Below are 25310 nucleotides of genomic sequence, written 5' to 3'. Positions count from 1 at the left end.
AGCCATTCCCAGCTCGCGTCAGAGGCACATCTTCACGTCTGGATGGGCGGTGATCGCGCGATAGACGTCGTCGATCTGCTGTCTGGAGGTGGCGGTGAAGGTGACGGTCAGGCCAACGAAGTTGCCCTTGCCGCTGGCGCGTTCTTTCCAGGCCGAGTCCGGCAGGCGCGGAACGACACTATCGACCGCCTGCTTGATGTCGTTGATAAACGCTTCGGTGGCCGGCCCCATGATCTTGACCGGAAACTCGCTGGGAAAGTCGATCAGGGTCTCGCGCTCGAGCGTCGCCTCGTCCTCGGCCAAGGTGGGCTTGGCGTTGGGGTCGCAGGAGGTCAACTGCCCGTCAAGTGGCCCATTGCCTTTCCCGTTCGGGGAAGAATCGTCGGTCATCGGGAACTCCGTTGCGGATGTTTGAGTGCCTGAAAGTGGTGATCGAGCTGCCGGGTAATCGGACCGGCTTGGCCGGCGTGCGCGCCCGCCCCGACCGGCCGACCGTCGACCTCGACCACCGGCCAGAGATCCTTGGTCGAGCTGGTGAGAAACACCTCGTCGGCCTCGCGCAGGGCACTGATGGTGACAAAGGATTCCTCGACCTCGATCACCCCCTCGCGGCGCACCAGGTCGAGCAACAGCCCGCGGGTGATGCCGGCGAGGATGCGCGGCCCGGTCGGCGCGGTCACCAGCCGACCGCCGATCACGGCGAACAGGTTGGTCGCCGCGCCTTCCATCACCAGCCCATCGCGCACCAGTACCGCCTCGTCGCAATCCTTCTCGACAGCCTGCTGTCGGGCCATGGTGTTGGGCAGGAGGTTGATGCTCTTGATGTCGCAACGCGCCCAACGCGCATCGGGCACGGTGATCACGCATGCGCCACCAGCAATCGAACCGATGGGCGAGACGGTCGCCATCACGCCCGCGGGCACATCATCGCCCGGCCAGGCATGGTCGCGTTTTGCCGGCGCGCCGCGGGTTACCTGCAGGTAGATGGCCGCGTCGGGGGCGTCGATCCCGGCAAGCAGCCGGTCGAAGATCGCCTGCCACTCGTCTCGCCCCAGCGGCTCAGGGATGCCGATCGCCGCGAGGCTGCGCGACAGGCGGGCCATGTGCTCGTCCAAGCCGAACAGCCGGCCGGCAAAGGCGGGGATCACCTCGTAGACGCCATCGCCGAACAGGTAGCCACGATCGAATACCGACACGCGGGCCGTCTCGGCATCGCACCACTCGCCGTTGAGATAGACCGGCCGTGGCTGGTTGGTCATCAGTCGTCCCACCAGAGCCAGAAGCTGTCGGTGGCGCGCTTGACGATGCCGCCCTCGGGGTTGTCCGCCAACGCCACCACCGGCCGCTCGACAATGGACTGCTCGCCGAGGCGCACCACCAACGAGCCGACGGCGTCGCCTTCGCGCAGGGGCGCGACCAACTCGCCATCGAGCTTGAGGCTGATGGCCAGCTCGTCGCGCTGGTTTTTCGGCACCAGCACGGACAGGTCCTGGCGAAGACCCACCGGCGTCTCGTCCGTCTCACCCTTGTAGACGCGCGGACTGGCCAGCGTTTCGCCGCCCGAGCGCACGTCGACGGTCTCGAAGTGCCTAAAGCCGTAGTTGAGCAGCGCCTCGGCCTGGTTGTTGCGTGCCTGGTCACTGTCGGTACCCAGCACTACCGCGATCAGCCGCATGCCGTCGCGGGCACCGGACGTGGCCAGGCAGTAGCCCGCCGCCTCGGTGTGACCGGTCTTGCCGCCGTCGACCCATTCGTTGCGGAACAACAGCTTCTCGCGGTTGTACTGCTTGATGCCGTTAAAGGTAAAGGACTTCTGGCGGAAGTACTGGTAGAGATCCGGGTATTGGTGGATCAGGCGCGAGAGCAGGGTCGCGATGTCGCGCGCGGACATCATGTGGCCCTCGGCCGGCCAGCCGGTGGGGTTCTCGAAATGCGTCTCGGCCATGCCCAGGCGCTCGGCCGTCGAATTCATTTGTGCGACGAACGACGCTTCGTTACCGCCGATGTGCTCGGCCAGCGCGGTGGCGGCATCATTGCCCGATTGCACGATCATGCCCTGCAGCAATTCCTTGATGGATACCTGCTTGCCCACCTCGATGAACATGCGCGAGCCGCCCATGCGCCACGCCTTTTCGCTCACGGTTACCTGGTCGTCCAACGAGATATCGCCGTTCTTGAGCGCCTCGAAGGCGAGATAGGCGGTCATCAGCTTGGTGATGCTCGCCGGCGGCACCGGCCGATCGGCATCACGCTCGACGATCACCTGCTCGGTGGCGTAGTCGAGTAACACGTAGGAACGCGCCGACAGGTCGGGCGCCCCCGGCGTGGGCAGGGCGGCATAAGTCGCCGTCGCCAGCAGGGAAAGCAGGGTCGCCGTCAGCAGGCCGGCAAGTCGGCCGCGTCGCCATGTCGCGGACAAGGCATTGATCATTTGTTAACCACCATCGTTGTTTCTTGAAAGCCGAGGTCACGCAGGCGACCGCGCACCGCATCGAACTCGTCGGCCGAGGCAAGCGGCCCGACCCGCACACGGGTCCAGCCACCATTCGACTGACTGACCGCCGGGAGTCCGGCGCGCCGCAAACGCGCACCGATCGCCTCGGCATTGTCCGCCTCGCGGAAGGCGCCAATCTGGAGGAAGACGTTCTCGCCCCAGCGGGCGTTGGGCATCAAACCGGCGCGGAGGTTCCGTGATCTACCCGGTTTCCGTGCCGACGAGGATGTCCGGACGGCGGTGCGGGTTTCCTCCGACCCGACCACCTCGATCTCGACCGGCACGGTGCCCTTGCCGGTCATCTCGATCTTGTGCGCCGCGGCATACGACAGGTCGATGATCCGACCCTCGACGAACGGACCGCGATCATTGACCCGCACCACCACGCTCTTGCCGTTGTCGAGATTGGTCACCCGGACATAGGTCGGCAGGCGCAGCGATTTGTGCGCCGCGGTCATCTCGTACATGTCGTAAGGCTCGCCCGACGAGGTCGGTCGCCCGTGGAACTTCGTGCCGTACCAGGAGGCCATCCCGCGCTGACGAAACCCGGAGTTGCTGGCCAACACCGTGTAGCGCTTGCCCAGCACGTCGTAGTTGTCGGGATTGCCGCGGGTCAAATAGGGCTCGTCGCGTGGCACGGCATCGCGGGTCGCGACCCGGTCCGGCGACGGGCCGCTGGCACAACCGGCCAGCAGCAGGGCGAGTAGCGACACGGCGATCGCCGCCCACGAAAATCCCGCCATGGAAAACCGCTGCCCCGTCATGGCGGTTACCTCACTCTTGCAGATGATCGACCGCCCCTGCATTCGTCTCTTCGATCGCCCCTTCAATGGCCTGGGCAAGCTGCCAGACGGCCGTGGCGTAGAGCACACTGTGATTGTACCGGGTGATGACATAGAAGTTGTTCAGCCCAACCTGATAGGCGACCTCGTCACCATCGGTGAGGGTGAACAGCATCACCTCGAAATCGTCGGGCACCGGCGCGTCATCCGGCACGGTCACGCCCCGCTCGCGCAGCTCGGCCAGCGTGGTCTTCGGCGAGAGATCACGCGCCCGGTTGAGCAGGTCATCGACCTCGGCGTCGTTAATATCGACCTCGAACATCACCGGCTCGCCCTGCCCCCAGCCATGCTCGACGAAGTAGTTGGCCACACTGGCGAAGACGTCGTGGTGGCTGTCCCACAGGTCGCGGCTGCCATCGCCATCGCCGTCGACCGCGTAATGCCGGTAACTCGAGGGAATGAACTGCGGCAAGCCCATCGCGCCGGCATAGCTGCCCTCGGCCTTGTCCATGGAGATGCCTTCCTCGCCGGCCAACCGGATGAAGTCGACCAGCTGGCCGCGGAAGAATTCCGCGCGTCGCGGGTAATCAAACCCCAGCGTCGCCAGCGCGTCGATCACGCGGTACCCGCCGGTGATGCGCCCGTAGTAGGTTTCTACGCCGATGATGGCGGTGATCACGTAGGGCGAGACACCGTAGCCTGCCGCGACCTCGTCGAGCAGCTCACCGTGTTCCTGCATGAAGTCGACGCCGCGCTCGATGCGCTTGTCGGTGATGAAGATGGGGCGGTATTCGCCCCAGGTCTTGGATTCCGCCGGGCGGGTGATCGCATCGATGATCGTCTGCTGGTACTCGGCCGAACCCAACCAGGCCTCGACCTGCGCACGCGACACCCCGGTCTCGTCGACCGCCTGATCGACGAAGGCCTGCACCTCCTCGCGGTCAAGGTAGTCGCCGGCCTGCGCGCCCCCCGCCACAACGGAACCGGCAACAAGAGAAGCGCCGAGCAGCGCTCCATGGAAAGACCGTGCCCAAGCGTGTGTCATTAGCGATCGTGCCCCAGAAAACTGCGTTGTGTGCGAATGCTCATCAGCATACCCAAACCCACCATGATGGTCACCAGCGCGGTGCCGCCGTAGCTCATCAACGGCAGCGGCGCACCGACCACCGGCAGGAGCCCAAGCACCATACCGGCATTGACCAACACATAGACCATGAAGGTCATCGAGATCGAGGCCGCCAGCAGGCGGCCTTCGACCGACTCGGCGTGCTCGGCGATCCACAACCCGCGCCAGATGACCGCGAGATACAGCAGGAACAACACCAGCAGCCCCACCAGGCCGAACTCCTCGGCGTAGACCGCCAGGATGAAGTCCGTGGTGCCCTCGGGCAGGAAATCGAGATGGGACTGGGTTCCCTGCAGCCAGCCCTTGCCCCAGATGCCACCCGAGCCGATCGCGATCATCGACTGGATGGTGTGATAGCCGGCACCCAGCGGGTCGTTGGTCGGATCGATCAGGGTCAGCACGCGTTCCTTCTGGTAGGCATGCATGACGAAGAACCACATCACCGGCATGGCGGCAGCCGCCAGCGCCACAAAGCCGCCGATGTACCACCAGGACAACCCGGCAAAGAAGAGCACGAACAGGCCCGAGGCCATGATCAGCAACGCCGACCCCAGATCCGGCTGGCCGGCGATCAGGATGGTGGGAATCCCCACCGCCAGCATCGCCACCAACACATCCAGCGGCCGCGGCGGCACGGGTCGCCGGGCGAGAAACCAGGCGATCATCATCGGCATTGCCACTTTCATCAACTCGGCCGGCTGAAAGCGGATCACGCCGAGATCGAGCCAGCGTCGCGCGCCGCCGCCCATGTCGCCGACCAGCCAGACCGCCACCAGCATCAGCACCACGACGGCAAACAGCCATGGCGCGACGACGAAGAACCAGCGCTGCGGGATCTGGGCGATGAGCAACATCAGGCCGAACCCCAGCCCGAGGCGCACGATGCTGCGCTCGACCCAGGCTTCGCTCTGCTCGGCGGCCGAATAGCCCGCCACCACGCCGATCATGGCGATCAGGGCGACGAAGAACAGCAGGATCGGGTCGAGCTGGAACACCGAGCGCAGCGTGGCGCCAAGTCGGTCGCCCAGTCGTACCGGTTGCAGACGATCACTGACCATGGATTCAGTCCCCGTGCTCGGAAAATTCGGGCTGGACCTCGGCGTCCGGCTCGACACCGAACCAGAAGTCCATTACCTGTCGAGCGATCGGCGCGGCGGTCCCCGACCCACTGCCACCGTGCTCGGCGAGGACGGCCACCGAGAGTTTGGGGTCATCGTAGGGGGCGAACCCGACGAACAGCGCGTGATCGTGCAGGCGATGCGCAAGCTCCTCGGCATCGTATTCCTCGTCCTGGCCGACCGAGAACACCTGGGCCGTGCCCGTCTTGCCCGCGATCGGATAAGGGGCCTCGATCTTGTGCGCCGTGCCGCGGTCGTGACCGACCACGGCACGCATCGCGCCGCGGGCCCGCTGCCAGTAATCGTCGCTCGAGAGCTCCAGGCGCGGTTGCGGCTGGCGATCAGCGGCGACCAGCCACGGCACGTGACGCACGCCGGACGTGGCGAGGATGGATGTCATGTCGGCCAGCTGCAATATCGTGGATAGCATGTAGCCCTGACCGATGCCCGCGATCACGGTCTCGCCGGGGAACCACACCTGCTGCTTGACCCGCTGCTTCCAATCCCGTGAAGGCATCAGGCCGGCCGATTCGCCCGGCAGGTCGATGCCGGTCTTCTGCCCGATGCCGAACTCGGTCAGGAACGCGTGCATGCGGTCGATGCCCATTCGGTACGCCAGGTCGTAGTAATAGACATCGACCGAGCGAAACACGGATTCTTCGAAATCCACCCAACCGTGACCCCACTTGCGCCAGTCACGATAGCGATGCGTGTTGCCCGGGATCTGGTAATGCGGCCCGGCGAAGAAGCGCTCTTCCGGATCAATCAGCCCGTACTCCATGCCGGCCAACCCCATCACCGGCTTGATGGTCGAGCCCGGCGGATACGTGGCCCGGGTCGCGCGGTTGTAGAGCGGCCGATCCGGGTCCTCGAGCAGCTCGCGATAGGCCTTGTGGCTGATGCCGTCGACGAACAGGTTGGGGTCGAACGACGGCCGGGAAACCATCGCCCGGATCGCCCCGTCACGCGGGTCCTGGGCGACTATGGCGCCGGCGTACTCGCCCAGCGCGGCCGCGGCCACGCCCTGCAGACCGACGTCAACGGTCAGGGCGATGTCCTTGCCCGGCACCGGGCGTTGCGTGTCGAGCACCTTGACCTCGCGACCCAGCGCGTCGACCTCGACCATCCGGTACCCCGGCTCGCCGTGCAGGCGATCCTCGTACTGACGCTCGATGCCGGTCTTGCCGATGTATTGCGTGCCCTGGTAGGCATCCGGATCGAGACGCTTGACGTCCTCGGCGTTGATCCGCCCGACGTAACCGACCACATGCGCCAGCAATGCGCGATAGGGGTAGACCCGTTTGAGGCTGGAGACGATCTCGGTCCCCGACAACCACGGCTTGAGGCGCGCGATCCGTGCCCGCTCGACCTCGTCGAGGTCGGCCTTGACCAGCACCGGGTCAAAGCGGCGGCTCACCCGGATGCGCTCCTCCAGCGCCTCAACGGCATGCGCGTCCAATCCCAGCACGTCCGCCAGCATCGCGAGTTCGGCGGCCACGTCCTGGCTATGCTCAGGGGTGATCTGCACCTGGTAGGTGGCGACGTTGTCGGCCACCACCTCGCCCCGGGCATCGAAAATGCGCCCACGCTCGGGCGCCACGACCACCACGCGGGTGCGGTTCTGTTCCGCCTTGATGAGGTAGTGCTCGTGCTGGGCAATCTGCAGCCAGGCGGCTCGCCCCAGCAAGGTGAGGACGACAACGAGCGAGATCAGGGCGGCGAACAAGATCCGCAGGCGGAATACCCGCCGGGCCCGGCCATGATCATGGAGACGATCTAGCATCGATTTGCTCGGGGCTCGCCGTTAACAGGCGCCATTAAATGGGCGCCATCAGGGAAACAAGGGAAACTCTGTACGAATCGGACGAGCGCCTTGCACCTGCCGGACTCAAGGCGCGCAGAGCGATATCCGATTCGTACAGGGTTTCCCAGGCGCGGCCAACGGGTCACATCCCCGTCGGCCGCATCCATCGGCGATCTCGGACACACGGTGTGGCCCGACTCGTACCGGATTACTGCTGCTCGTGACGGGCGATCGAGTCCTCGATCTCCTTGCAGGCCGCGGCCTTGTCCGTAAACCCCTTGCACTCGACCCACTTGCCCGGCTCGAGCGCCTTGTACTGCTCGAAGAAGTGCTGGATCTGCTCGAGCAGAAAGCCCGGCAGGTCCTCGACCTTCTTGACGTCGTGGTAGTGCGGGGTGAGCTTGTCGTGCGGCACGGCGATGATCTTGGCATCGATACCCGACTCGTCGGTCATCTCCAGCATGCCCACCGGGCGGGCGCGGATCACCGAACCCGGCTGCAGCGGCAAGGGCGCGACCAGCATCACGTCGACCGGATCGCCATCGTCGGAGAGCGTCTGCGGGATGAAACCGTAGTTGGTCGGGTAGTACATCGAGGTCGCCATGAAACGATCGACCATCAGCGCGCCGGAATCCTTGTCCAGCTCGTACTTGACCGGCATGCCCTGCACCGGGATTTCGATAACGACATTGATGTCTTCCGGCGGATTCTTGCCGGCGGAGATCTTCGACAGGTCCATAAGGATCAGCCTCGAGTGTTAGGGAAGGCCTGCACGAATCCGATACCGCTCTGCGCGCTTTGGGCCGGACGGTTGCCCTGCATCTGCCCGGCTCAAAGCGCGCCCTTCGGGAGCCCGGCGAACCGTCCGTGCTCGGCGTTGCGAAGTCTTGACGTGGCCACCGGCACGCCGGCGACATCGCGCCTTGCATCACGAACGGCTCGCCGGGCCAGAGTGGCATCGGATTCGTGCAGACCTTCCTGGGTGAAGAAAAGCCATCTCGCCGCAAGCCGCGGCGTTTTGGTTATGATACCGTTTTTCGCCGGTCGACCGGAGCCCCGGTCTCGAATTCGGTCGGCAAAATCCACGGCTATCAAACTCTGGAAAACCATGCGAATCGTACTTTTGGGCGCCCCGGGGTCGGGCAAGGGCACACAGGCGGCACGCCTGGTGGAACATTACAAGGTCCCGCAGATCTCAACCGGCGACCTGCTGCGCGCCGCCGTAGCGGAGGGCACCGAGCTCGGCCTCAAGGCCAAGGCCGCGATGGACGAGGGCCAACTGGTCAGCGATGACATCGTGCTCGGCATGATCCGCGAGCGCCTGGCCCAGCCGGATACCCAGCGCGGTTTCATCCTCGACGGCTTTCCGCGCAACATCGCCCAGGCTGAGGCGCTCGACGAGATGCTCAAAGGTCTCGAGCGCCCGCTGGAGCTCGGCATCCTGCTGGATGTGCCGCTCGACAAGCTGATGAAGCGCCTGACCGGCCGGATGACCTGCAAGGAATGCGGCGCGGTATTCAACCGTTACACCAATCCGCCGGATTCCGACCATCAGTGCAACCTCTGCGAGCACGAACTGGTTCAACGCAACGACGACAACGAAGACACCGTGGGCCGACGGCTGGAGGTCTTCCAAGAGCAGACCGCGCCGCTGGTCGAGTACTACGAACGTGACGGGCGACTGGCCCGCATCGACGGCGAACGGGAAATCGAACAGATCGCGGCGGACTTCCGCGAGATCCTCGATCCGATCGCCCCGTCGTCCAAGCGCTGAGCCTCACTCATGGAGTCAGGGAAGACACGCAAACCGACGGCCAGGCCACTGGCGATCGCCATCGCCGCGACCCTCGGGGCGGGCGGACTGGCCGGCAGCCACCCGCTGCAATCGGCCCAAGCCGCCAATAGCGGTGAGTACGGCCTGTGCCCGGCCTTTGGCCCGGAACGCCCTGCCTACCAGCCATTGGCCGAGGGCGAGCCGGGCAAGGCCTCGGCCGATCGGGCCGAGTACGGCACCGACGGCGTGGTCACCCTGACCGGGGATGCCATCGTCGATGAGGCCGGACGGCGCGTGCGCGGCGAACGACTGATCTACCGGCAGGGCCCCGAGGCGCACGTCTCCGCCGAAGGCAATCTCTGGCTGCAGACCGGTGATATGGCCGTGCGCGGCGAACGCGGCGAACTCAACCTCGACACGGACGCCGGACGCCTCGAGCGCGCCCATTACTGGCTGGAGAGCCAGCACCTCTCCGGCGTGGCCGAGACCATCGTCCAGCAGGACCGGCAGCACTACCAGCTCGGACAGGCCACGTTCTCGACCTGTCCTGCCGAAAAGCGCGACTGGGAATTCCAGGCCAGCGAAATCAATCTCAACCGCGAGACGGGGCGCGGCGAGGCCTGGCACACCACCCTGCGCGCTGGCGGCGTGCCGGTGTTCTACGCGCCGTATCTCAGCTTCCCGATCGACGACCGTCGCCAGTCGGGGTTTCTCTATCCGACCTTCGGCAACAGCACCGAGGGTGGCTTTGAATACGCCCAGCCCTATTACTGGAACATCGCGCCGAATTTCGACGCGACCGTCACCCCGACTTTGCTCACCAAGCGGGGCCTGGGCCTGGGCGGGCAGGTCCGCTGGCTGCACCAATTCGGCCGCCAGGATCTGGGTCGCGACCAGCTCGACTTCTTCTTCCTGCCGGACGATCGCGTCGATGGCGGCTCGCGCTGGTCGCTGGGACTGGACAGCAACGGGCGGGTCAATCCGGACCTCGACTACCGCGTCAACATCAACCGCGTCTCGGACGAGCAGTTCTTCCAGGATTTCTCCACCAACCTGGACCAGGCGACCACCAGCCACCTGCGCAGCGACGTGCGCATCAACGCCCGCCCCGGCGGCGGCTGGAACCTCGGCTTGCTGGCCCAACGCTTTCAAACGATTGACCCGAATCTGGCCGAATACCAATACCCGTACCGGATCATGCCGCGCTTGACCGCCAGCAACAGTTTCGGTTTGGGGCAATGGGGCGAGCACGTCGCGCCCGGCCTGAGCGTGCGCGCCGATGTGACCCGCTTTGCCCACCCGTCGAGCGAACGCATCGCCGGCAACCGGGCCCATGCGGCCATTGGTCTCGGCCAGACGTTCTCCGACACCTGGTATCGATTGCGCCCCGAGGTGATGCTCGACACCACCAGCTATCACCTGGATGACGCCGCCCCGGGGACCAGCGACGCCAACCGTCAGTTCGACACCAACGCGACGCGGACCGTGCCCATCAGCAGCCTGGACGGCAGCCTGTTCTTCGAGCGGGCCTATGGCGAGACCGGCCGTTACCGCGCCCTGCTCGAACCGCGGCTCTACTATCTCTACGTGCCGCATCGCGACCAGAGCGACATGCCGCTGTTCGACACCGGGCCGACGACGCTCAGCTTCAGCGAGCTGTTCCGCCCCAACCGCTACTCCGGCGGCGATCGGGTGGCCGACGAGAACGCGCTGACCTACGGCCTGTCCTGGTCGCTGATCGACACGCAACAGGGCACCGTGCCGCTGTCGTTGCGCGTCGCCCAGCGCTATCGCTTCGAGGATTCGGAGACCGTGCTACCCAACCGGCCGGACACCTACAAGGAAGCCGGTGGCTCGACCGTGCTCGCCGAGGTCTACAGCGACATCACCCAGAACTGGAACGGCTCGTTCACCACCGAGTACGATACCGACCGGGAGTTGATCGCCCGCTCGCAGACCCGTCTGGGCTATCGCGGCGAAGACAATCACATCCTGAACGTCTCCTGGTTCACCCGCGAGGGCGTGACCCTTGGTGACAATGATTACCGTCAGGGGGATGTCTCCTTTGCCTGGCCGCTCTCGCAGCGCTGGTCGATGCTCGGTCGCCTCGGCTACGACTTCGAATCCGAACAAGTGGTCCAGTCCCTGCTCGGCGTGGGCTACGAGTCCTGCTGCTGGTCGGCGCGACTGGCCTTCAAGCGCTACATCGTCCGCCCGAACGTCGGCGCCGACCTGGGCAATGACGCCGAGTACTCCAACGCCGTGGTCTTCCAGATCGAGCTCAAGGGGCTTGGGGGCATCGGTGGCAACCAGTTCCGCGATGACATCCTGGGCTTTGACCCCTAGGCGACCCCTAGGGAAACCCTGCACGAGTCGATAGCGTCTCTGCGGGACCGTCAAGTGCCCATCGGCCCCACCCGGCCGAATGCGTTATGATCGCCCGAGTCCAGATGTCGCCGCCCCGGCATCATCACTGATTTTCAACGCCGCAACCGCGAGTAGATCCATGCCTGTTCCGCACGCCCCGACACCCCGCCACGCGCGCCGACCGCTGGCCGTGCTGGCCACCCTGCTGCTGATCGCCACGCCCTTCGGCCCGGTCGCTGCCCAGGCGACCGGTCAGGCGACCGGCCAGCAGAACCCCGGCATGAGCGGATTCCAGCCCCTGGATCGCATCGTGGCGGTGGTCGAGGACCGCGTCATCACCCAACAGCAGCTGCAGACCGAGGTGGCCCGATTGGGCGGCCAGATCGATCTGGCCAACATGAGCCCGGCGGACCAGCAACGGCTCGGCGAACGCGTGCTCGACCGCATGATCACCGAGGCGACCATGCTTGAGCGGGCCGACAGGATCGGCATCCAGATCGATGACACCCGCCTCAACCAGGCACTCAACGGCATCGCCCAGCGCAACGGCATGAATCTCTCCCAGCTGCGCGACGCCGTCGTCGGCCAGGGTCAGAACTGGGCCGACTTCCGCGACGGCATCCGTGATCAGATGCTCCTCGAGGAGCTGCAGAAGCGCGAGGTCTACAGCCAGATCAACGTCTCGGATCGCGATATCGACGCCTACATCGAGCAGCGCACCGGCAGTTCGGCCGAGCAGACCGAATACCGACTCGCCCAGATCCTGGTCTCCGTGCCGGAAAACGCCTCGCCCGAGGCCATCGAACAAGGCGCGGCGCGCGCAAGCGAGATTCGCGATGAACTGGTCGACGGCGCCGATTTCGCCCGCGTATCCGCCGAACGCTCGGATGCACTGAATGCCGACGAGGGCGGCGACCTGGGCTGGCGCGACCCGGCGCGCATCCCATCGCTGTTCCTGCCCGTGGTTCAGGGCATGGAGGCGGGCGAGATCAGCGACATCATCCGCAGCCCGAACGGCTTTCATATCGTCAAGGTCAGCGACACCCGCACGACCACGGGCACCGCGGCCGTGACGCAGTACCGGGCCGAACACGTGCTCCTGCGCCCCCGTGAGGATCGTGACCCGGCCGCCACGCGCGAGCTGGCCGAGCAACTGCGCGCGCAAGTGGCCAACGGCGAGGCCACGATCGCATCGATCGCGCGCAAGTTCTCCGATGATCCGGGCTCAGGCCAGCGTGGCGGCGATCTCGGCTGGGTGAGCCCCGACGACATGGTGCCGGCCTTTGCCAGCACGCTGGAATCGATCGAAACCGGGCAGTTGAGCCCGGTGTTCGAGAGCCAGTTCGGTTTCCACTTCCTGCGGGTCAACGACCAGCGCCAAAGGGAAGTCTCCGGCGACGATCTGCGCGAGCAGGCACGCAACGCCATCGGCGAGCGTCGTGCCGACGAGGAGCTGACCAAATACATCCGTCGCCTGCGCTCCGAGGCGTATATCGAGAACCGGCTGACCGACACCGTCAATGACGCCAGTGGCCAGCGTGCGCTTGGTCGTCAGTAGCGGCGAGCCGGCCGGCATCGGCCCGGACCTGCTGCTCTCCCTCGCCGCCGATCCGACCTTCACGCCGCCGGGCGAACTGGTCGTCCTCGGCGACCGGGACGTGTTCGCGGCGCGCGCCGACTCGCTGGGTCTGCCTTTCGACTGGGCACCAGCCGGCGAGTCGCCGTCAACCGAACCCGGCTTTCGCTTCCAGCACCTGCCCGCGCCGCGCCCGGTCACAGCCGGCAGACTCGACCCGGGCAATGCCCGCCACGTGCTGGCCATGCTCGATCACGCCGCCGACGGCTGCCGTGATGGCCGCTACGCCGCGATGGTCACCGCCCCGCTGCACAAGGGCGTGATCAACGATGCCGGCATTCCCTTCACCGGCCACACTGAATACCTCGCCCAACGGGTGGGCGGCACCCCGGTAATGATGCTGGTGGCCGATACCCTGCGCGTGGCGCTGGCGACCACCCACCTGCCGCTGGCCAAGGTGCCGGGCGCGATCACCGGCGAGGGCCTGACCACGGTGCTCGAAACCCTGCATGCCGCACTGGTCGACTGGCTGGGCAAGCCGCAACCGCGCATTCTCGTCGCGGGGCTCAACCCGCACGCCGGCGAATCCGGGCACCTGGGTGACGAGGAAATCCGCGTGATCGGCCCGACACTGGAAGCCATGCGCGAGCGTGGCATTCAGGCCATCGGCCCCCTGCCGGCCGACACCCTGTTCACGCCGCGTCACCTCGATGGTGCCGACGCCGTGCTGGCGATGTACCACGACCAGGGCCTGCCGGTGCTCAAGTACGCCGGCTTCGGCCGGGCGGTGAACGTCACCCTCGGCCTGCCGATCGTCCGCACCTCGGTCGACCACGGCACGGCCCTGGATCTGGCCGGCACCGGGCGCGCCGAGCACGGCTCGCTGGCCGCGGCGATCGCACTGGCCGCCGAGATCACCCAGCGGGCAGCGGCCTGATCATGGCGGCAGCGGGCAAGCAGACCAAGGGCATCCAGGACGGCCATCGGGCACGCAAGCGCTTCGGCCAGAACTTCCTGGTCGATTACGGCGTGATCGACCGTATTCTCGGCGCCACCCCGGTCGCCGGACCGGTTATCGAGATCGGGCCGGGGTTGGGGGCGCTCACGGTGCCGCTGGCCCAGCGCGGCAATCGCGTGATCGCGATCGAATTCGACCGTGACGTCATCCGGCACCTGCGCGTCAAGCTCGACGCCGAGGGCGTTGGCCGACAGGTCGAACTGGTGCCCCAGGATGCCCTGCGACTGGACCTGGCCGCGCTGGCCGAGGCCCACGGGCTCACTCCCCCGCTGACGCTGGTGGGCAATCTGCCCTACAACATTGCCACGGCCCTGATCACCCGGCTGTTGGCCCAGCGCGAACAGATCGGCGAGATGGTGTTCATGGTGCAGCGCGAAGTCGGCACCCGACTGGCCGCCTCGGCCGGCGATTCGGCCTACGGGCGATTGAGCGTGCTGACGGCCATGCACGCCGAGGTCGAGCACCTGTTCGACGTGCCGCCCGAGGCCTTCAACCCGCCGCCGAAGGTGGACTCCAGCGTGCTCCGCATCACGCCTCGGTCCGAGCCGCTGGTTCCGCCCGCCGATCAGGCGCGTTTCGAGCGCCTGGTCACGGCGGCCTTCGCCCAGCGCCGCAAGACCCTGCGCAACAACTTGAAACCCCTGATGCCAGCGTCAACAATTGAGGCCTCGGGTATTGACCCGTCGCTACGCGCTCAGGCACTGGATATCCCCGCGTTCCTGACGCTCGCCCGGCGGCTCGACCCGAGTCGCTGACCACAAGCCACCGGCATCCGGGCAACTTGTGGTCAGAATGGTGTCCAACAGCACCACGTCCTTCTTCACTTACCGCAGGAATCACACGGCCATGTCCGCCACCGCCGACATACATGCCCACCCCCGCGCCGAAGACGTCTTTTCCGCCTGCGCCGAATTCCTGGTCGAGCGGCTGGCCACAGCGGTGCGGGCGCGAGGCGTCGCCCGGATCGCGCTGGCCGGCGGGGGTACGCCACGGCGGCTCTACCAGTTGCTTGCCAGCCGCTACCGCGACGCGCTCGATTGGCAAGCGGTGGAGTTCTACTTTGGTGACGAGCGCAACGTGCCGCTGGACCATCCCGACAGCAATTTCCGCATGGCGCGGCTCTCCCTGTTCGAACCGTTGGGCATCCAGCCGCACCGCACCTTCCCGATGATCTCGGATCAGCAACGCGATCCCGAGCGGGACGCAGACGCCTACGAAATGGCCCTGCGACAATGGACCGCGGGCAAGGTGCCCCGCTTCGACGTCACCCTGCTGGGGATGGGCAGCGACGGCCACTTCGCCTCGTTGTTCCCCGATACGCCGGCACTTGGAGAACGCAAGCGCCTGGTGGTGGTCAACCCGGTGGCCAAGCTTCACGGCCATCGCCTGACGCTGACCTTCCCGGTATTCGAGACCGCCCGCGACGTGGTCTTCCTAGTGCTGGGCGAAGACAAGCTTGAGGCGCTCGCACGCGTTCGCGAGGGGCGCACCGAACTTCCGGCCGAGCGACTGGCGGCCAAGCGACCGACCCATTGGTTCGTCGACCATAACGCAATAGGCACGCCATGACGGTGACCGCCGCCCCCATCGCCGAATCGATCCGCATTCTTCCGCGCGCGGTATTCGTGCCCGAGCACAGCGAGACGGCTGCCCAACGCTTCGCCTTCGGCTACGAGATCGTGATCGAGAACGGCAGCGACCTGCCGATCACCCTGACCGACCGCCACTGGATGATCGATCATGGCAATGGCTGCCTCAAGGAGGTTCGCGGCGAGGGCGTGGTCGGCGAACAACCGCGCATTCTCCCTGGCGAGCGCTTTTCCTACCGCTCCGGCGCGGTGATCGAGTCGGCCGCGGGCCGGATGTGGGGCGACTACGGCTTTGTCAGCAACGAGGGCGACGCCTTCCGCGTGACCATCCCCACGTTTGACCTGTTTGCCCCGGCGGCCTTCCGCAGTATCCAGTAGCATCCCGCCGCGCTGGCGACTCGGCCGACCAGCTCGGCGAACGCCCCGAGGCCCAGCTCGGGTGCTAGGATTCGCGTTTTGCCCATTTCACACGACGGAATCTGCCCGCTTCATGGCCACGTATGCAATCGGCGACCTTCAAGGCTGCCTCGACCCGCTCGAGGCGCTGCTGGAACAGATCCAATTCGACCCGGCGGCCGATCGACTCTGGTTCGTCGGCGATCTCGTCAATCGCGGCCCGCAGTCGCTCGAGGCGTTGCGATTCGTCCGCGACCTCGGCGAACGTGCCATTACCGTGCTGGGCAATCACGACATCCACCTGCTGGGATGTTATTTCGGCACGCGGGTGGCCCGTGGCCGCGACACGCTCGAACCGATCCTGACCGCCGAGGACGGCGACGAACTGATCGACTGGCTGCGCCGCCGCCCCCTGCTGCACCACGACCCGACCCTCGACTGGACCCTGGTGCACGCCGGCATCCACCCCGCCTGGGACCTGGAGACGGCCCAGACCGCCGCCCGGGAGACCGAGACGGCCATGCGAACGACCGAGCCGGTGGCGTTCTTCGGCGAGATCTTCGGCAACCAGAGCGATCACCCGGACGGCAACCCCACCCCGATCGACCGGCAGCGATTCGCGATCAACGTGTTCACCCGCATGCGCTACTGCCAGGCCGACGGCCGGCTGGATTTCGCCGAGAAACGCCCCCCGGCCGATGCCGATCCGGCCCTGACACCGTGGTTTGCCATGCCGGAGCGGGCCATGGCCGACCAACGCATCGTGTTCGGGCACTGGTCGTCGCTGGGACCGGCCAGAGCACGGGCCAACACCTGGGACATCGACCAGGGCTGCCTCTGGGGCCACCAGCTGACCGCTCTGCGCCTGGAAGACGAGGCCCTGTTCGCCATCGATTGCCCGGGCGCCCAGAAGCCGAAGGGCGCCAAGTGAACCGGCGGATCCCCTGTCATGCCCCGGAGCCTGCCGATGCTTAGCACGGTGTTGGCGGTTCAACCGCTGCTCGCCGGCATGGGCATCCTGCTCGCCGGCTCCGGCCTGCTCGCCACGCTGCTGGGCCTGCGCGCGGCCGAAGAGGGCTTTTCCGACGGCACCATCGGCCTGGTCATGTCGGCCTTCTACGTCGGCTACGTGCTCGGCACGCTCACCATCCCGGCGATCATCCGCCGGGTGGGCCACATCCGCACCTTCGCCGCCCTGGCCGCGATTTCCTCGGCGGCCGCCGTGCTCCATGGCCTGTGGGTCGAACCCTGGTTCTGGCTGGTTCTGCGCCTGATCAACGGCGTGACCCTCCTCGGCCTGTACATGGTGATCGAGAGCTGGATCAACGAGAAGGCCACCACCCACCGCGGCCAGGTGTTCGGTATCTACATGATGGTCAGCCTGTTCGCCTACGGGGCCGGCCAGTTCCTGATCGGCCTGTACGGGCCGATGGATGTCTCCACCTTCGCCATCGTCGGCCTGCTGTTCTCGTTGGGGCTGGTACCGATCGCCCTGACCCGTGTCAGCCAGCCGCCGCCGATGGAGACCACCCGCCTGCCGCTGCGCGAACTCTTCCGTCTGGCCCCCGCCGGCGTGATCGGCGCGGCGATGTCCGGCACGATCAGCGGCACCATCTACGGCATGGCGGCGGTCTATGCCAGCCGACTCGGCCTGCCCGACACCCAGGTAGCCGTCTTCGTCGCCGCGATCATCGTTGGCGGCGGCCTGCTGCAATGGCCGATCGGGCGACTCTCCGACGGCCGCGACCGTCGCCACGTACTGATCGTGGTCTCCGCGCTCGGCGGGGTCTTTTCGGTACTACTCGCCATGCAGGAGTGGTTCCCAGGCTGGGGCCTGTTCGCCCTGGCGATGGTGTTCGGCGGTTTCTCCTTCTCGCTCTACGCCATCAGTGTCGCGCAAACCAACGACCGCCTGACGAGCGACCAGGTGCTGGAAGGCACACGCGGGCTATTGATGGTCAACGGCGCGGGCTCGATCATGGGCCCCTTGGTCAGCGGTCTGGCGATGGGCTGGTTCGGCGCGTCGGGTTTCCCGCTGTTCGTGCTGGCCGCGCTCGTCGTCATGATCCTGCTGATCTTCTGGCGCATCCTGATCGACCCGCCGGTGCCGGACAGTGAGCGGGGCGACTACGTCTTCATCCACCGCACCTCGGCGGCGGGCCTGGAGCTCGACCCGCGCGCGACCGAGAGCGAGTCCGACACCCCCGCGGCGGGCGAGAAGGTCAATGGCGCGACCCCACCCATCTACGAGACCGACCCGGCCTGGGAAGACTATGAAGGGCCGCCGGGGGCGATCGATGAACCGGACCGCCTCAGCGAGTCGCGCTCGCCGGGGCGGCAAGGCGACGCCTGATGCGTCGCATCAACCAGCCGAGCACCGGCACGCGCTCGTAGAGCTGGGCGGCCGGATCCCAGTAGTCGACATGCTCGACCACTCGACCATCCGCCCCGAAAACCAGCTCGGACATGCCTTCGATCGATAGCCCACCCGGGGACGCATCGCAAAGCATCCGCCAACGCAGCAGTGCGCGGTCATCATCGACCGCCCGAGCCTGCACCATGAACCGCATCCACGGACACTGAGAAAAACCGTGGGCGAACACCGCCTGAATGGCCGCGATTCCGCGTACGTCGTTGAATGGATCGACGAACCGCGCCCCCGGCGCATAGACGGTTGCCAGTGCCTCGAGATGGTCCGCCTGCAGATGCTCCATCACGTCGACGTAGCGATCGAGGGCCGCCGCGTGGTTCAGGCCGCGCGCGGATACGCTCATTGGTCGGGCTCCTTGAGCATCCGGCGGGTCAGCCGGAAATACAGGGCATAGGGCAACAGGCGCAGCCCCTTCATCACCCAGCCGAAACCGCGCGGCGCGAGGATCTCGAAGCCGCGCCGCTCCAGGCCCCGGACAATCAGGTCGGCGGCCTCGTCGGGTTCGATGCGACCGGGCATGGCAAAGTCGTTCTTGGCGGTCAGGCGCGTGCGCACGAACCCGGGGTTGATCACGCGGATGGCAACCCCCGCCCGTTCAAACTCGGGACGAAGCGATTCGGCCAGGTTGATCATCGCCGCCTTGCTCGCCCCATAGGGCGCGGCATAGGGCAATCCGCGGTATCCGGCGACGCTCGCCGTAAGCACGATCTCGCCGGCACCCCGGGCAATGAAATCCTCGCGCACGGTGTCGATGCCGTTGACCGCGCCGAGGAAATTGACCCGGATCAACCGTTCAAACAACGCCGGATCGAACGCCGCCAACCCCATGGGTTGGTAATCGCCGGCGTTGAGGATCACCGAGTCGGGTATCCCCCACCGCGATACCAGTTGCCGGTAGGCCGTCGCCATCGACTGCGGATCGGTCACATCGGCCGCCAGCGGCAACACGCGATCGGGGTCGCGCGCGGCACGCTCGTCGAGGCGATCCTGGTGACGTGCCGAGATCGCGACCCGATGCCCTCGCGCCACCAGCCGATCGGCCAGGGCCGCGCCGATACCGCTGCTCGCGCCCACCAACCAGTAGATCCGCCCTGAACGGGTGGCTGAATTCGCCTTTGAGTCCGTCATGCAGTTGCGCCTCGCATTACCCTGAGTGAGCGCCGGGAGCCGCCCGGCACCCCGCGAAGATCTTGTCGGAAATCACGACACCAGCGTAGTCGAGGGCTGCTACAATATCGATGCAGAAGTTATACATCACTCGATACGTCGCAGGTGGCGCCTTGTCCACGACCGAATCCAGCCCAGCCGAAACCGAAAGCCACGCCTTGCTGCCTATCCGATCGGTCTCGCAGATCACCGGGGTCAACCCGATCACCCTGCGCGCCTGGGAGCGTCGCTACGACCTGATCCGGCCAACACGCACCCCGGCCGGGCACCGGCTCTACAGCCAGGCGGACATCCGCACCATCCAGCGCATCCAGGAACTGGCCGAGAGCGGCATGGGTTTCGCCCAGATCGCCTCGCTGCTTGAACAGGAAGGCTCTGACACGAGTGGAGAGTCGCGCGAGTCCGCCCCGACGATGGCGAGGCACGCCCCCGTCTCGCCACCTCGCTCACTGCTCGACCGGGTGATGCGCGCGGCGATCGACCTCGACCCATCCGAATTGCGTACGGCCGAAGCCACCGCCCTGATGTGGCTCACGCCCGAGGGCTACCTGCGCGAGGTGCTGATCGAGGCACTCGCCCAACTCGAGGCGCGTACTGCCTGGCCCGACCGGGATCTGGGACTGGTGTGGCTGGCCGAGTACATCAAGGGGCGCGCGGAGTGGGTTGCCGATGCCCCGGGCCGGGCCGCCGCCCCGGTGGTCGTGATCGACAACCTGGTCCCGGGCCGACCGTTCTCCGCCGGCGGCCTGCGATTGTTCACCGCCCTGCACGACGACCAGTTCCATGTCCGGCTGCTGCCGACCGGCCTCACCGAGGCCCAACGCACGCAGATGGCGCGCCGCTGGGGGGCTCGCGCCTGGATTCGCCTCGATACGACCCGCCCCGAGAATCCGGTCAGCAGCGCCGCCGGGGCGCCGGTTTTCTGGTGCGATCTCCCCCTCCTCGAACCCGAGGACAGCAACCAGGCGGTCGATTTCATGCAGCGCTGGCGCGAACTGGTGGAAAAGGACATCCAGCATTGTCGCGAACAGGTCGCCGAGGCACTCGGGCGCCCCGCACCCGCCCCGGCCCAGCCCGCCTGACCCGGCACTCACCCTCCCTGCGGACATCGTTTCGTCTGTGTCACAATGCCTTGACCCCAACGCGTCACAGGAGATCCAGACCTTGATGCTGGATGCGAATCTACTCAAGAAGGCGGTCAACGCCTCCACGGACGGGATCGTGATTGCCGAGCAGGAAGGCTCAGACAATATCCTGATCTATGCGAACCAGGCCTTCGAGGAACTGACCGGCTATCCCGAGGAAGAAATCCTCTACCAGGACTGCCGCTTTCTGCAGGCCGATGACCGCGACCAGGGCCCGTTGGCGGAAGTACGGGAGGCCATTCGCCGTGGCGAGGCGACCCGCGTGGTACTGCGTAATTACCGCAAGGACGGCAGCCTGTTCTGGAACGAGTTGTCGATCACGCCGGTGTTCAACGGCGACGACCACCTCACCTACTTCATCGGCATCCAGCGGGACGTGACCGAGCTGGTCCACGTGCGTGAGAAAAACGAGCGGCTGCGCGCCCGGGTCGCCGAGCTCGAATCCCGTCAGGAGTCGAGCGCAGCCGACTGAGCCGAACACCACAGCGGCCCGGGAACCTTGTCAGAAACCGGTCAAGCGGGCATGCTTTGCGCATGCCGCCCCGCTCCCGGGGCAGAGAACACGGACGCGACAACGCACAGGCGGATCGATGAGCGCACCCCCCGTCAATGGACTGCTCAGCGCCCTGGTCAGGGAGGACGCCCTGTCCTCCGACCAGGCCAAGGCCCTTCAAACCAAGGCTGACGGCAGCGAGGACTCGCTGCTCAATATCGTAATCGCCGACGGCGTGTCGGCGGCGACGATAGCCGCCGTCGCCTCCAAGCGCTTCGGCCTGCCGCTGGTAGATCTCGATGCCATCGACACCAGCGACCTGCCGCTGAAGCTCGTCCCCGAGAAGGTCCTGCAGGCCAACATGGCGCTGCCGCTGTTCAAGCGCGGCCGACGCCTGACGGTGGCCGTGGCCGATCCGTCCGACACGGGCGCGATCGACGGCTTTCGCTTTTCGACCAACATGACGATCGAGGCGGTGGTCGCCGAGGCGCCGAAGATCGCCAGCCTGCTCGAGGAAGCGCTCAGCAACAGCATGGATGCGCTGGGCGAGGAACTCGACGACGACCTGTCGAACGTCGAGTTCGAGCGCGAGGAAGACGAGGCCCACGACGTCGAGGACGCCTCGATCCAGGACGACGTGGTGGTCAAGTTCGTCACCAAGCTCCTGACCGACGCCATCCGCAAGGGCGCCTCCGACATCCACATCGAGCCCTACGAGAAGCAGTTCCGCGTTCGCTTCCGCGTCGACGGCATGCTCACCGAGAGCGCCAAGCCGCCGTCCAACCTGGCCGACCGCATCATCGCGCGGGTCAAGGTGATGAGTCGGATGGACATTTCCGAGCGCCGCATCCCCCAGGACGGGCGTATCAAGCTCAAGCTCTCCAAGAGCCGCTCGATCGACTTCCGGGTCAACACCTGCCCCACCCTGTTCGGCGAAAAGGTGGTGCTGCGTATCCTCGACCCGACCAGCGCGCAGCTGGGCATCGACCAGCTCGGCTACGAGCCGGAACAAAAAGCGCTCTACATGGACGCGCTCGCCAAGCCCTACGGCATGATCCTGGTCACCGGCCCCACCGGCTCGGGCAAGACCGTCTCGCTGTACACCGGCCTGAACATCCTCAATACCGGCGATCGCAACATCTCGACCGCCGAGGATCCGGCGGAAATCGTGGTGCCGGGCATCAACCAGGTCAACGTCAATCCCAAGGTGGGCCTGACCTTCGCCAACGCCCTGCGTGCCTTCCTCCGCCAAGATCCGGACGTGATCATGGTGGGCGAGATCCGTGACCTGGAAACCGCCGAGATCGCGATCAAGGCCGCCCAGACCGGTCACCTGGTGCTCTCGACCCTGCACACCAACGATGCGCCGCAGACGCTCACGCGCATGGTCAACATGGGCGTGCCGGCCTACAACATCGCCTCCTCGGTGAGCCTGATCATCGCCCAGCGACTGGCGCGGCGCCTGTGCAATAATTGCCGCACCAAGGAGAGCATCCCCGACGAGGAACTCCGCCGCGAAGGGTTCACCGACGAGGATCTCGCGAGGTCGCCGAAGATATTCAAGGCCGTCGGCTGTGACCAGTGCACCAACGGCTACAAAGGCCGGGTCGGCATTTACCAGGTGATGCCGGTCTCCGAGGCGATGGGGCGGATCATCATGGAAGGCGGCAACGCCATCGACATTGCCGACCAGGCGGGCAAGGAGGGCATCCCCGACCTGCGGCGCTCGGGCCTGAAAAAGGTGCTTTCCGGCATGACCAGCCTCGAGGAAATCAACCGCGTCACCAAGGACTGAAGGCGGCCGGGATCAAGGGAGAGACAAGATGGCCATTGCGGCACGCAAGAACAAAACGACCGAGAAACCCGTCTTCAGCTACGAGGCGCGCACCAAGGAAGGCCGGGTGCTCAAGGGCGAGATGGCGGCATTCAACGACACCGCCGTTCGTGCCGAGATCCGCCGCCTGGGCATGACCCTGATCCGGATCAAGCGCAAGAGCAAGCCCCTGTTCTCCAGCTCCAAGCCGGTCCAGCCCCGCGACATCGCCACCTTCGCCCGACAGCTCTCCACCATGATGAATGCCGGCCTGCCGATCGTGCAGGCCCTGGACATCATCGCCCAGAGCGCCGAAAAGAAGACGATGAAGGACCTCATCAACGAGGTAAAGAACGACGTCGAGAGTGGCACCAACCTGGCCGACGCCCTCGACCGGCACCGCAAGTACTTCGACGAGCTGTTCGTCAACCTGGTGCGTGCCGGCGAGCAATCTGGTGCGCTGGAAGTGGTGCTCGATCGCATCGCCACCTACAAGGAAAAAACCGAAAGCCTCAAGGGCAAGATCAAGAAGGCATTGTTCTACCCGACGGCGGTGCTGGTGGTTGCCTTTATCGTCACCGCGATCCTGCTGATCTTCGTCATCCCGCAGTTCGAATCGCTGTTCCAGGGCTTTGGCGCCGACCTACCCGCCTTCACACAGTTCGTCATCGGCCTTTCCGATCTGTTCCGAGCGTACTGGCACTGGATCTTTGGCGGCATCGCCGCGGTGATCTTCCTGTTTGTGTTCGTCAAGCGTCGCTCGGATCGGTTCAACCATTTTCTCGACCGATTGATCCTCAAGATGCCGATCTTCGGCTCCTTGATCGAGAAGTCCGCGATCGCTCGATTCGCCCGCACGCTCGCCACCATGTTCTCCGCCGGCGTGCCGCTGGTCGAGGCCCTGCCGCCAACGGCCGGGGCAACCGGCAATGCCGTGTTCCGCGACGCGGTCATGAGCATGCGCGATCTGGTCTCCGCCGGTTCGCCGTTGCGTATCGGCATGCAGCAATCCAACCTCTTCCCGGTCATGGTCATCCAGATGGTTGCCATCGGTGAGGAGACCGGCGCGCTCGACAGCATGCTCGCCAAGGTGGCCGACATGTACGAGGAAGAGGTGGACAACATGGTCGACGCGATGTCGAGCCTGCTCGAGCCGATGATCATGGCGTTCCTCGGCATCGTGGTCGGCGGCCTGGTCATCGCCATGTACCTGCCGATCTTCAAGCTGGGCGCCGTGGTCTAATCACGCACCACCGGTTCGCCCCTCCCTCGGCCCGCGTTATTCACCGGGCCGTTTCCATGTCAGGCCCCCGACCTAGGTCCGAACAGCTCATGTCCGAACTGCAAGCCATCTTTCAGCAACACCCGGCCATCTGGATCACGGTCGCCAGTCTGCTCGGCCTGCTGGTGGGCAGCTTTCTCAATGTCGTCATCAACCGGCTGCCGGTGATGATGGAGCGCGAGTGGAAACGGGAATGCCGCGCCCTACTGGCCGGCGAGGACGCCTCCAACGCGGCCGACGACGACCCCTTCAACCTGATCCGTCCAGGCTCGGCCTGCCCTCAATGCGGCGCGCCGATCCGCGCCTGGCAGAACATCCCGGTGCTCAGCTGGCTGATGCTGCGCGGCCGCTGCGCCAATTGTGGCACGACCATCTCCTGGCAATACCCGCTGGTGGAGCTGGCAAGCGCCGCGCTCATCGGCCTGGCGGCCTGGCAATTCGGCCCGACTGCGCTCGCCCTGGCCGTGTTTCTGCTCACGTGGGCCCTGCTGGCCGCGTCGATCATCGATCTCAAGACCCAACTGCTGCCCGACGTGTTTACCCTGCCGCTGCTATGGCTGGGGCTGCTCCTGCCGATCCTGCTGCCGGACTATCACCTCTCGCTCGACGAGGCGGTACTGGGCGCCGTATTCGGCTATCTGGCCCTGTGGTCGGTGTACTGGCTGTTCCGGCTGGTGACCGGCAAGGAGGGCATGGGCTTCGGCGACTTCAAGCTGCTTGCGGCCCTGGGGGCCTGGCTGGGCTGGCAGATGCTGCCGCTGGTGATCCTGCTCTCGGCCCTGGCCGGCAGCGTGATCGGCATCGCCATGATCCTGGCCCTGCGCCACGACCGACGCATCCCGATCCCCTTCGGCCCCTATCTGGCGATCGCCGGGCTGGTCGCCCTGTATCTCGGCGAACCGATCATGACGGCCTATCTGGGCGGTCCGCTCTGA

At 66.0% G+C, this 25310-nt stretch carries 24 protein-coding genes; 14 read left to right on the top strand and 10 right to left on the bottom strand.

What is annotated here, in order from left to right:
* Positions 1-18: 18 nt before the first annotated feature.
* The 8 genes from ABGV18_RS03130 to ppa all read right to left on the bottom strand — a co-directional run bounded on the left by ABGV18_RS03130 (position 19) and on the right by ppa (position 8063).
* Positions 19-390, bottom strand: a complete 372-nt coding sequence (locus tag ABGV18_RS03130; protein WP_396581860.1) for a YbeD family protein — start codon at positions 388-390, stop codon at positions 19-21.
* On the bottom strand, positions 387-1259 hold the full coding sequence (locus tag ABGV18_RS03125; RefSeq protein ID WP_396581861.1) for an aminotransferase class IV: 873 nt from the start codon (positions 1257-1259) through the stop codon (positions 387-389). Before ABGV18_RS03125 ends, ABGV18_RS03130 begins: the two co-directional genes overlap by 4 nt.
* A complete protein-coding gene (locus ABGV18_RS03120; protein WP_396581862.1) occupies positions 1259-2431 on the bottom strand; it encodes a D-alanyl-D-alanine carboxypeptidase family protein in 1173 nt (390 codons plus the stop codon). The genes ABGV18_RS03125 and ABGV18_RS03120 overlap by 1 nt, the downstream gene beginning before the upstream one ends.
* On the bottom strand, positions 2428-3237 hold the full coding sequence (locus ABGV18_RS03115; RefSeq protein WP_396584780.1) for a septal ring lytic transglycosylase RlpA family protein: 810 nt from the start codon (positions 3235-3237) through the stop codon (positions 2428-2430). Before ABGV18_RS03115 ends, ABGV18_RS03120 begins: the two co-directional genes overlap by 4 nt.
* A gap of 31 nt (positions 3238-3268) precedes the next feature.
* Positions 3269-4321 (bottom strand): lytic murein transglycosylase B, encoded by a 1053-nt coding sequence (gene mltB / locus ABGV18_RS03110; protein ID WP_396584779.1) that lies wholly within the window; start codon positions 4319-4321, stop codon positions 3269-3271.
* Positions 4321-5460 carry a rod shape-determining protein RodA gene (gene rodA / locus ABGV18_RS03105; RefSeq protein ID WP_396584778.1) on the bottom strand — a complete coding sequence of 380 codons (1140 nt, stop codon included), beginning with the start codon at positions 5458-5460 and terminating at the stop codon, positions 4321-4323. The genes mltB and rodA overlap by 1 nt, the downstream gene beginning before the upstream one ends.
* Positions 5461-5464: 4 nt before the next feature.
* Entirely contained in the window at positions 5465-7303 is a 1839-nt protein-coding gene (gene mrdA, locus ABGV18_RS03100) for a penicillin-binding protein 2 (RefSeq protein ID WP_396584777.1), read from the bottom strand.
* Between the two features lie 229 nt (positions 7304-7532).
* Positions 7533-8063 (bottom strand): inorganic diphosphatase, encoded by a 531-nt coding sequence (ppa, locus tag ABGV18_RS03095; RefSeq protein WP_396584776.1) that lies wholly within the window; start codon positions 8061-8063, stop codon positions 7533-7535.
* A 369-nt stretch (positions 8064-8432) separates the two neighbouring features.
* On the opposite strand from ppa, the gene ABGV18_RS03090 reads away from it, so the two are divergent.
* From ABGV18_RS03090 to ABGV18_RS03050, 9 genes are all read left to right on the top strand, one after another.
* Positions 8433-9098: an adenylate kinase gene (locus tag ABGV18_RS03090; protein ID WP_396584775.1), complete on the top strand. Its 666-nt coding sequence runs from the start codon at positions 8433-8435 to the stop codon at positions 9096-9098.
* Between the two features lie 9 nt (positions 9099-9107).
* Positions 9108-11444: an LPS assembly protein LptD gene (locus tag ABGV18_RS03085; protein ID WP_396584774.1), complete on the top strand. Its 2337-nt coding sequence runs from the start codon at positions 9108-9110 to the stop codon at positions 11442-11444.
* A 160-nt stretch (positions 11445-11604) separates the two neighbouring features.
* Positions 11605-13023, top strand: a complete 1419-nt coding sequence (locus tag ABGV18_RS03080) for a peptidylprolyl isomerase (RefSeq protein ID WP_396584773.1) — start codon at positions 11605-11607, stop codon at positions 13021-13023.
* A complete protein-coding gene (gene pdxA, locus ABGV18_RS03075) occupies positions 12986-13978 on the top strand; it encodes a 4-hydroxythreonine-4-phosphate dehydrogenase PdxA (RefSeq protein WP_396584772.1) in 993 nt (330 codons plus the stop codon). Before ABGV18_RS03080 ends, pdxA begins: the two co-directional genes overlap by 38 nt.
* Before the next feature lie 2 nt (positions 13979-13980).
* The gene (gene rsmA / locus ABGV18_RS03070; RefSeq protein ID WP_396584771.1) at positions 13981-14814 is read left to right on the top strand and encodes a 16S rRNA (adenine(1518)-N(6)/adenine(1519)-N(6))-dimethyltransferase RsmA; all 834 of its coding nucleotides are present in this window, start codon (positions 13981-13983) and stop codon (positions 14812-14814) included.
* A 91-nt stretch (positions 14815-14905) separates the two neighbouring features.
* On the top strand, positions 14906-15628 hold the full coding sequence (pgl, locus tag ABGV18_RS03065; protein ID WP_396584770.1) for a 6-phosphogluconolactonase: 723 nt from the start codon (positions 14906-14908) through the stop codon (positions 15626-15628).
* Positions 15625-16026 (top strand): Co2+/Mg2+ efflux protein ApaG, encoded by a 402-nt coding sequence (gene apaG, locus ABGV18_RS03060; protein WP_396584769.1) that lies wholly within the window; start codon positions 15625-15627, stop codon positions 16024-16026. Before pgl ends, apaG begins: the two co-directional genes overlap by 4 nt.
* Positions 16027-16138: 112 nt before the next feature.
* Complete coding sequence (locus tag ABGV18_RS03055) at positions 16139-16975, top strand: symmetrical bis(5'-nucleosyl)-tetraphosphatase (RefSeq protein ID WP_396584768.1); 837 nt, start codon at positions 16139-16141, stop codon at positions 16973-16975.
* 36 nt (positions 16976-17011) lie between these two features.
* On the top strand, positions 17012-18397 hold the full coding sequence (locus tag ABGV18_RS03050) for an MFS transporter (protein ID WP_396584767.1): 1386 nt from the start codon (positions 17012-17014) through the stop codon (positions 18395-18397).
* Here the strand turns inward: ABGV18_RS03050 and ABGV18_RS03045 are convergent.
* Entirely contained in the window at positions 18357-18818 is a 462-nt protein-coding gene (locus ABGV18_RS03045) for a nuclear transport factor 2 family protein (protein ID WP_396584766.1), read from the bottom strand. The genes ABGV18_RS03050 and ABGV18_RS03045 overlap by 41 nt on opposite strands.
* Positions 18815-19603 (bottom strand): SDR family NAD(P)-dependent oxidoreductase, encoded by a 789-nt coding sequence (locus ABGV18_RS03040; protein WP_396584765.1) that lies wholly within the window; start codon positions 19601-19603, stop codon positions 18815-18817. The genes ABGV18_RS03045 and ABGV18_RS03040 overlap by 4 nt, the downstream gene beginning before the upstream one ends.
* A gap of 152 nt (positions 19604-19755) precedes the next feature.
* Between ABGV18_RS03040 and ABGV18_RS03035 the strand changes: the two genes are divergently transcribed.
* From ABGV18_RS03035 to ABGV18_RS03015, 5 genes are all read left to right on the top strand, one after another.
* Positions 19756-20724 (top strand): MerR family transcriptional regulator, encoded by a 969-nt coding sequence (locus tag ABGV18_RS03035; RefSeq protein WP_396584764.1) that lies wholly within the window; start codon positions 19756-19758, stop codon positions 20722-20724.
* 85 nt (positions 20725-20809) lie between these two features.
* Entirely contained in the window at positions 20810-21259 is a 450-nt protein-coding gene (locus ABGV18_RS03030) for a PAS domain-containing protein (protein ID WP_396584763.1), read from the top strand.
* Between the two features lie 118 nt (positions 21260-21377).
* Positions 21378-23075, top strand: coding sequence for a type IV-A pilus assembly ATPase PilB (gene pilB / locus ABGV18_RS03025; RefSeq protein ID WP_396584762.1), 1698 nt, complete (start codon positions 21378-21380; stop codon positions 23073-23075).
* 28 nt (positions 23076-23103) lie between these two features.
* Positions 23104-24336: a type II secretion system F family protein gene (locus ABGV18_RS03020; protein WP_396584761.1), complete on the top strand. Its 1233-nt coding sequence runs from the start codon at positions 23104-23106 to the stop codon at positions 24334-24336.
* A gap of 89 nt (positions 24337-24425) precedes the next feature.
* Positions 24426-25310 (top strand): prepilin peptidase, encoded by an 885-nt coding sequence (locus ABGV18_RS03015; RefSeq protein ID WP_396584760.1) that lies wholly within the window; start codon positions 24426-24428, stop codon positions 25308-25310.

It is taken from the genome of Guyparkeria halopsychrophila (assembly GCF_044582135.1).
In the GTDB taxonomy this organism is placed as follows: domain Bacteria; phylum Pseudomonadota; class Gammaproteobacteria; order Halothiobacillales; family Halothiobacillaceae; genus Guyparkeria.
The sequence above is the reverse complement of the archived record's forward strand: the minus strand, read 5'-3'. Positions and strand labels throughout refer to the sequence as shown.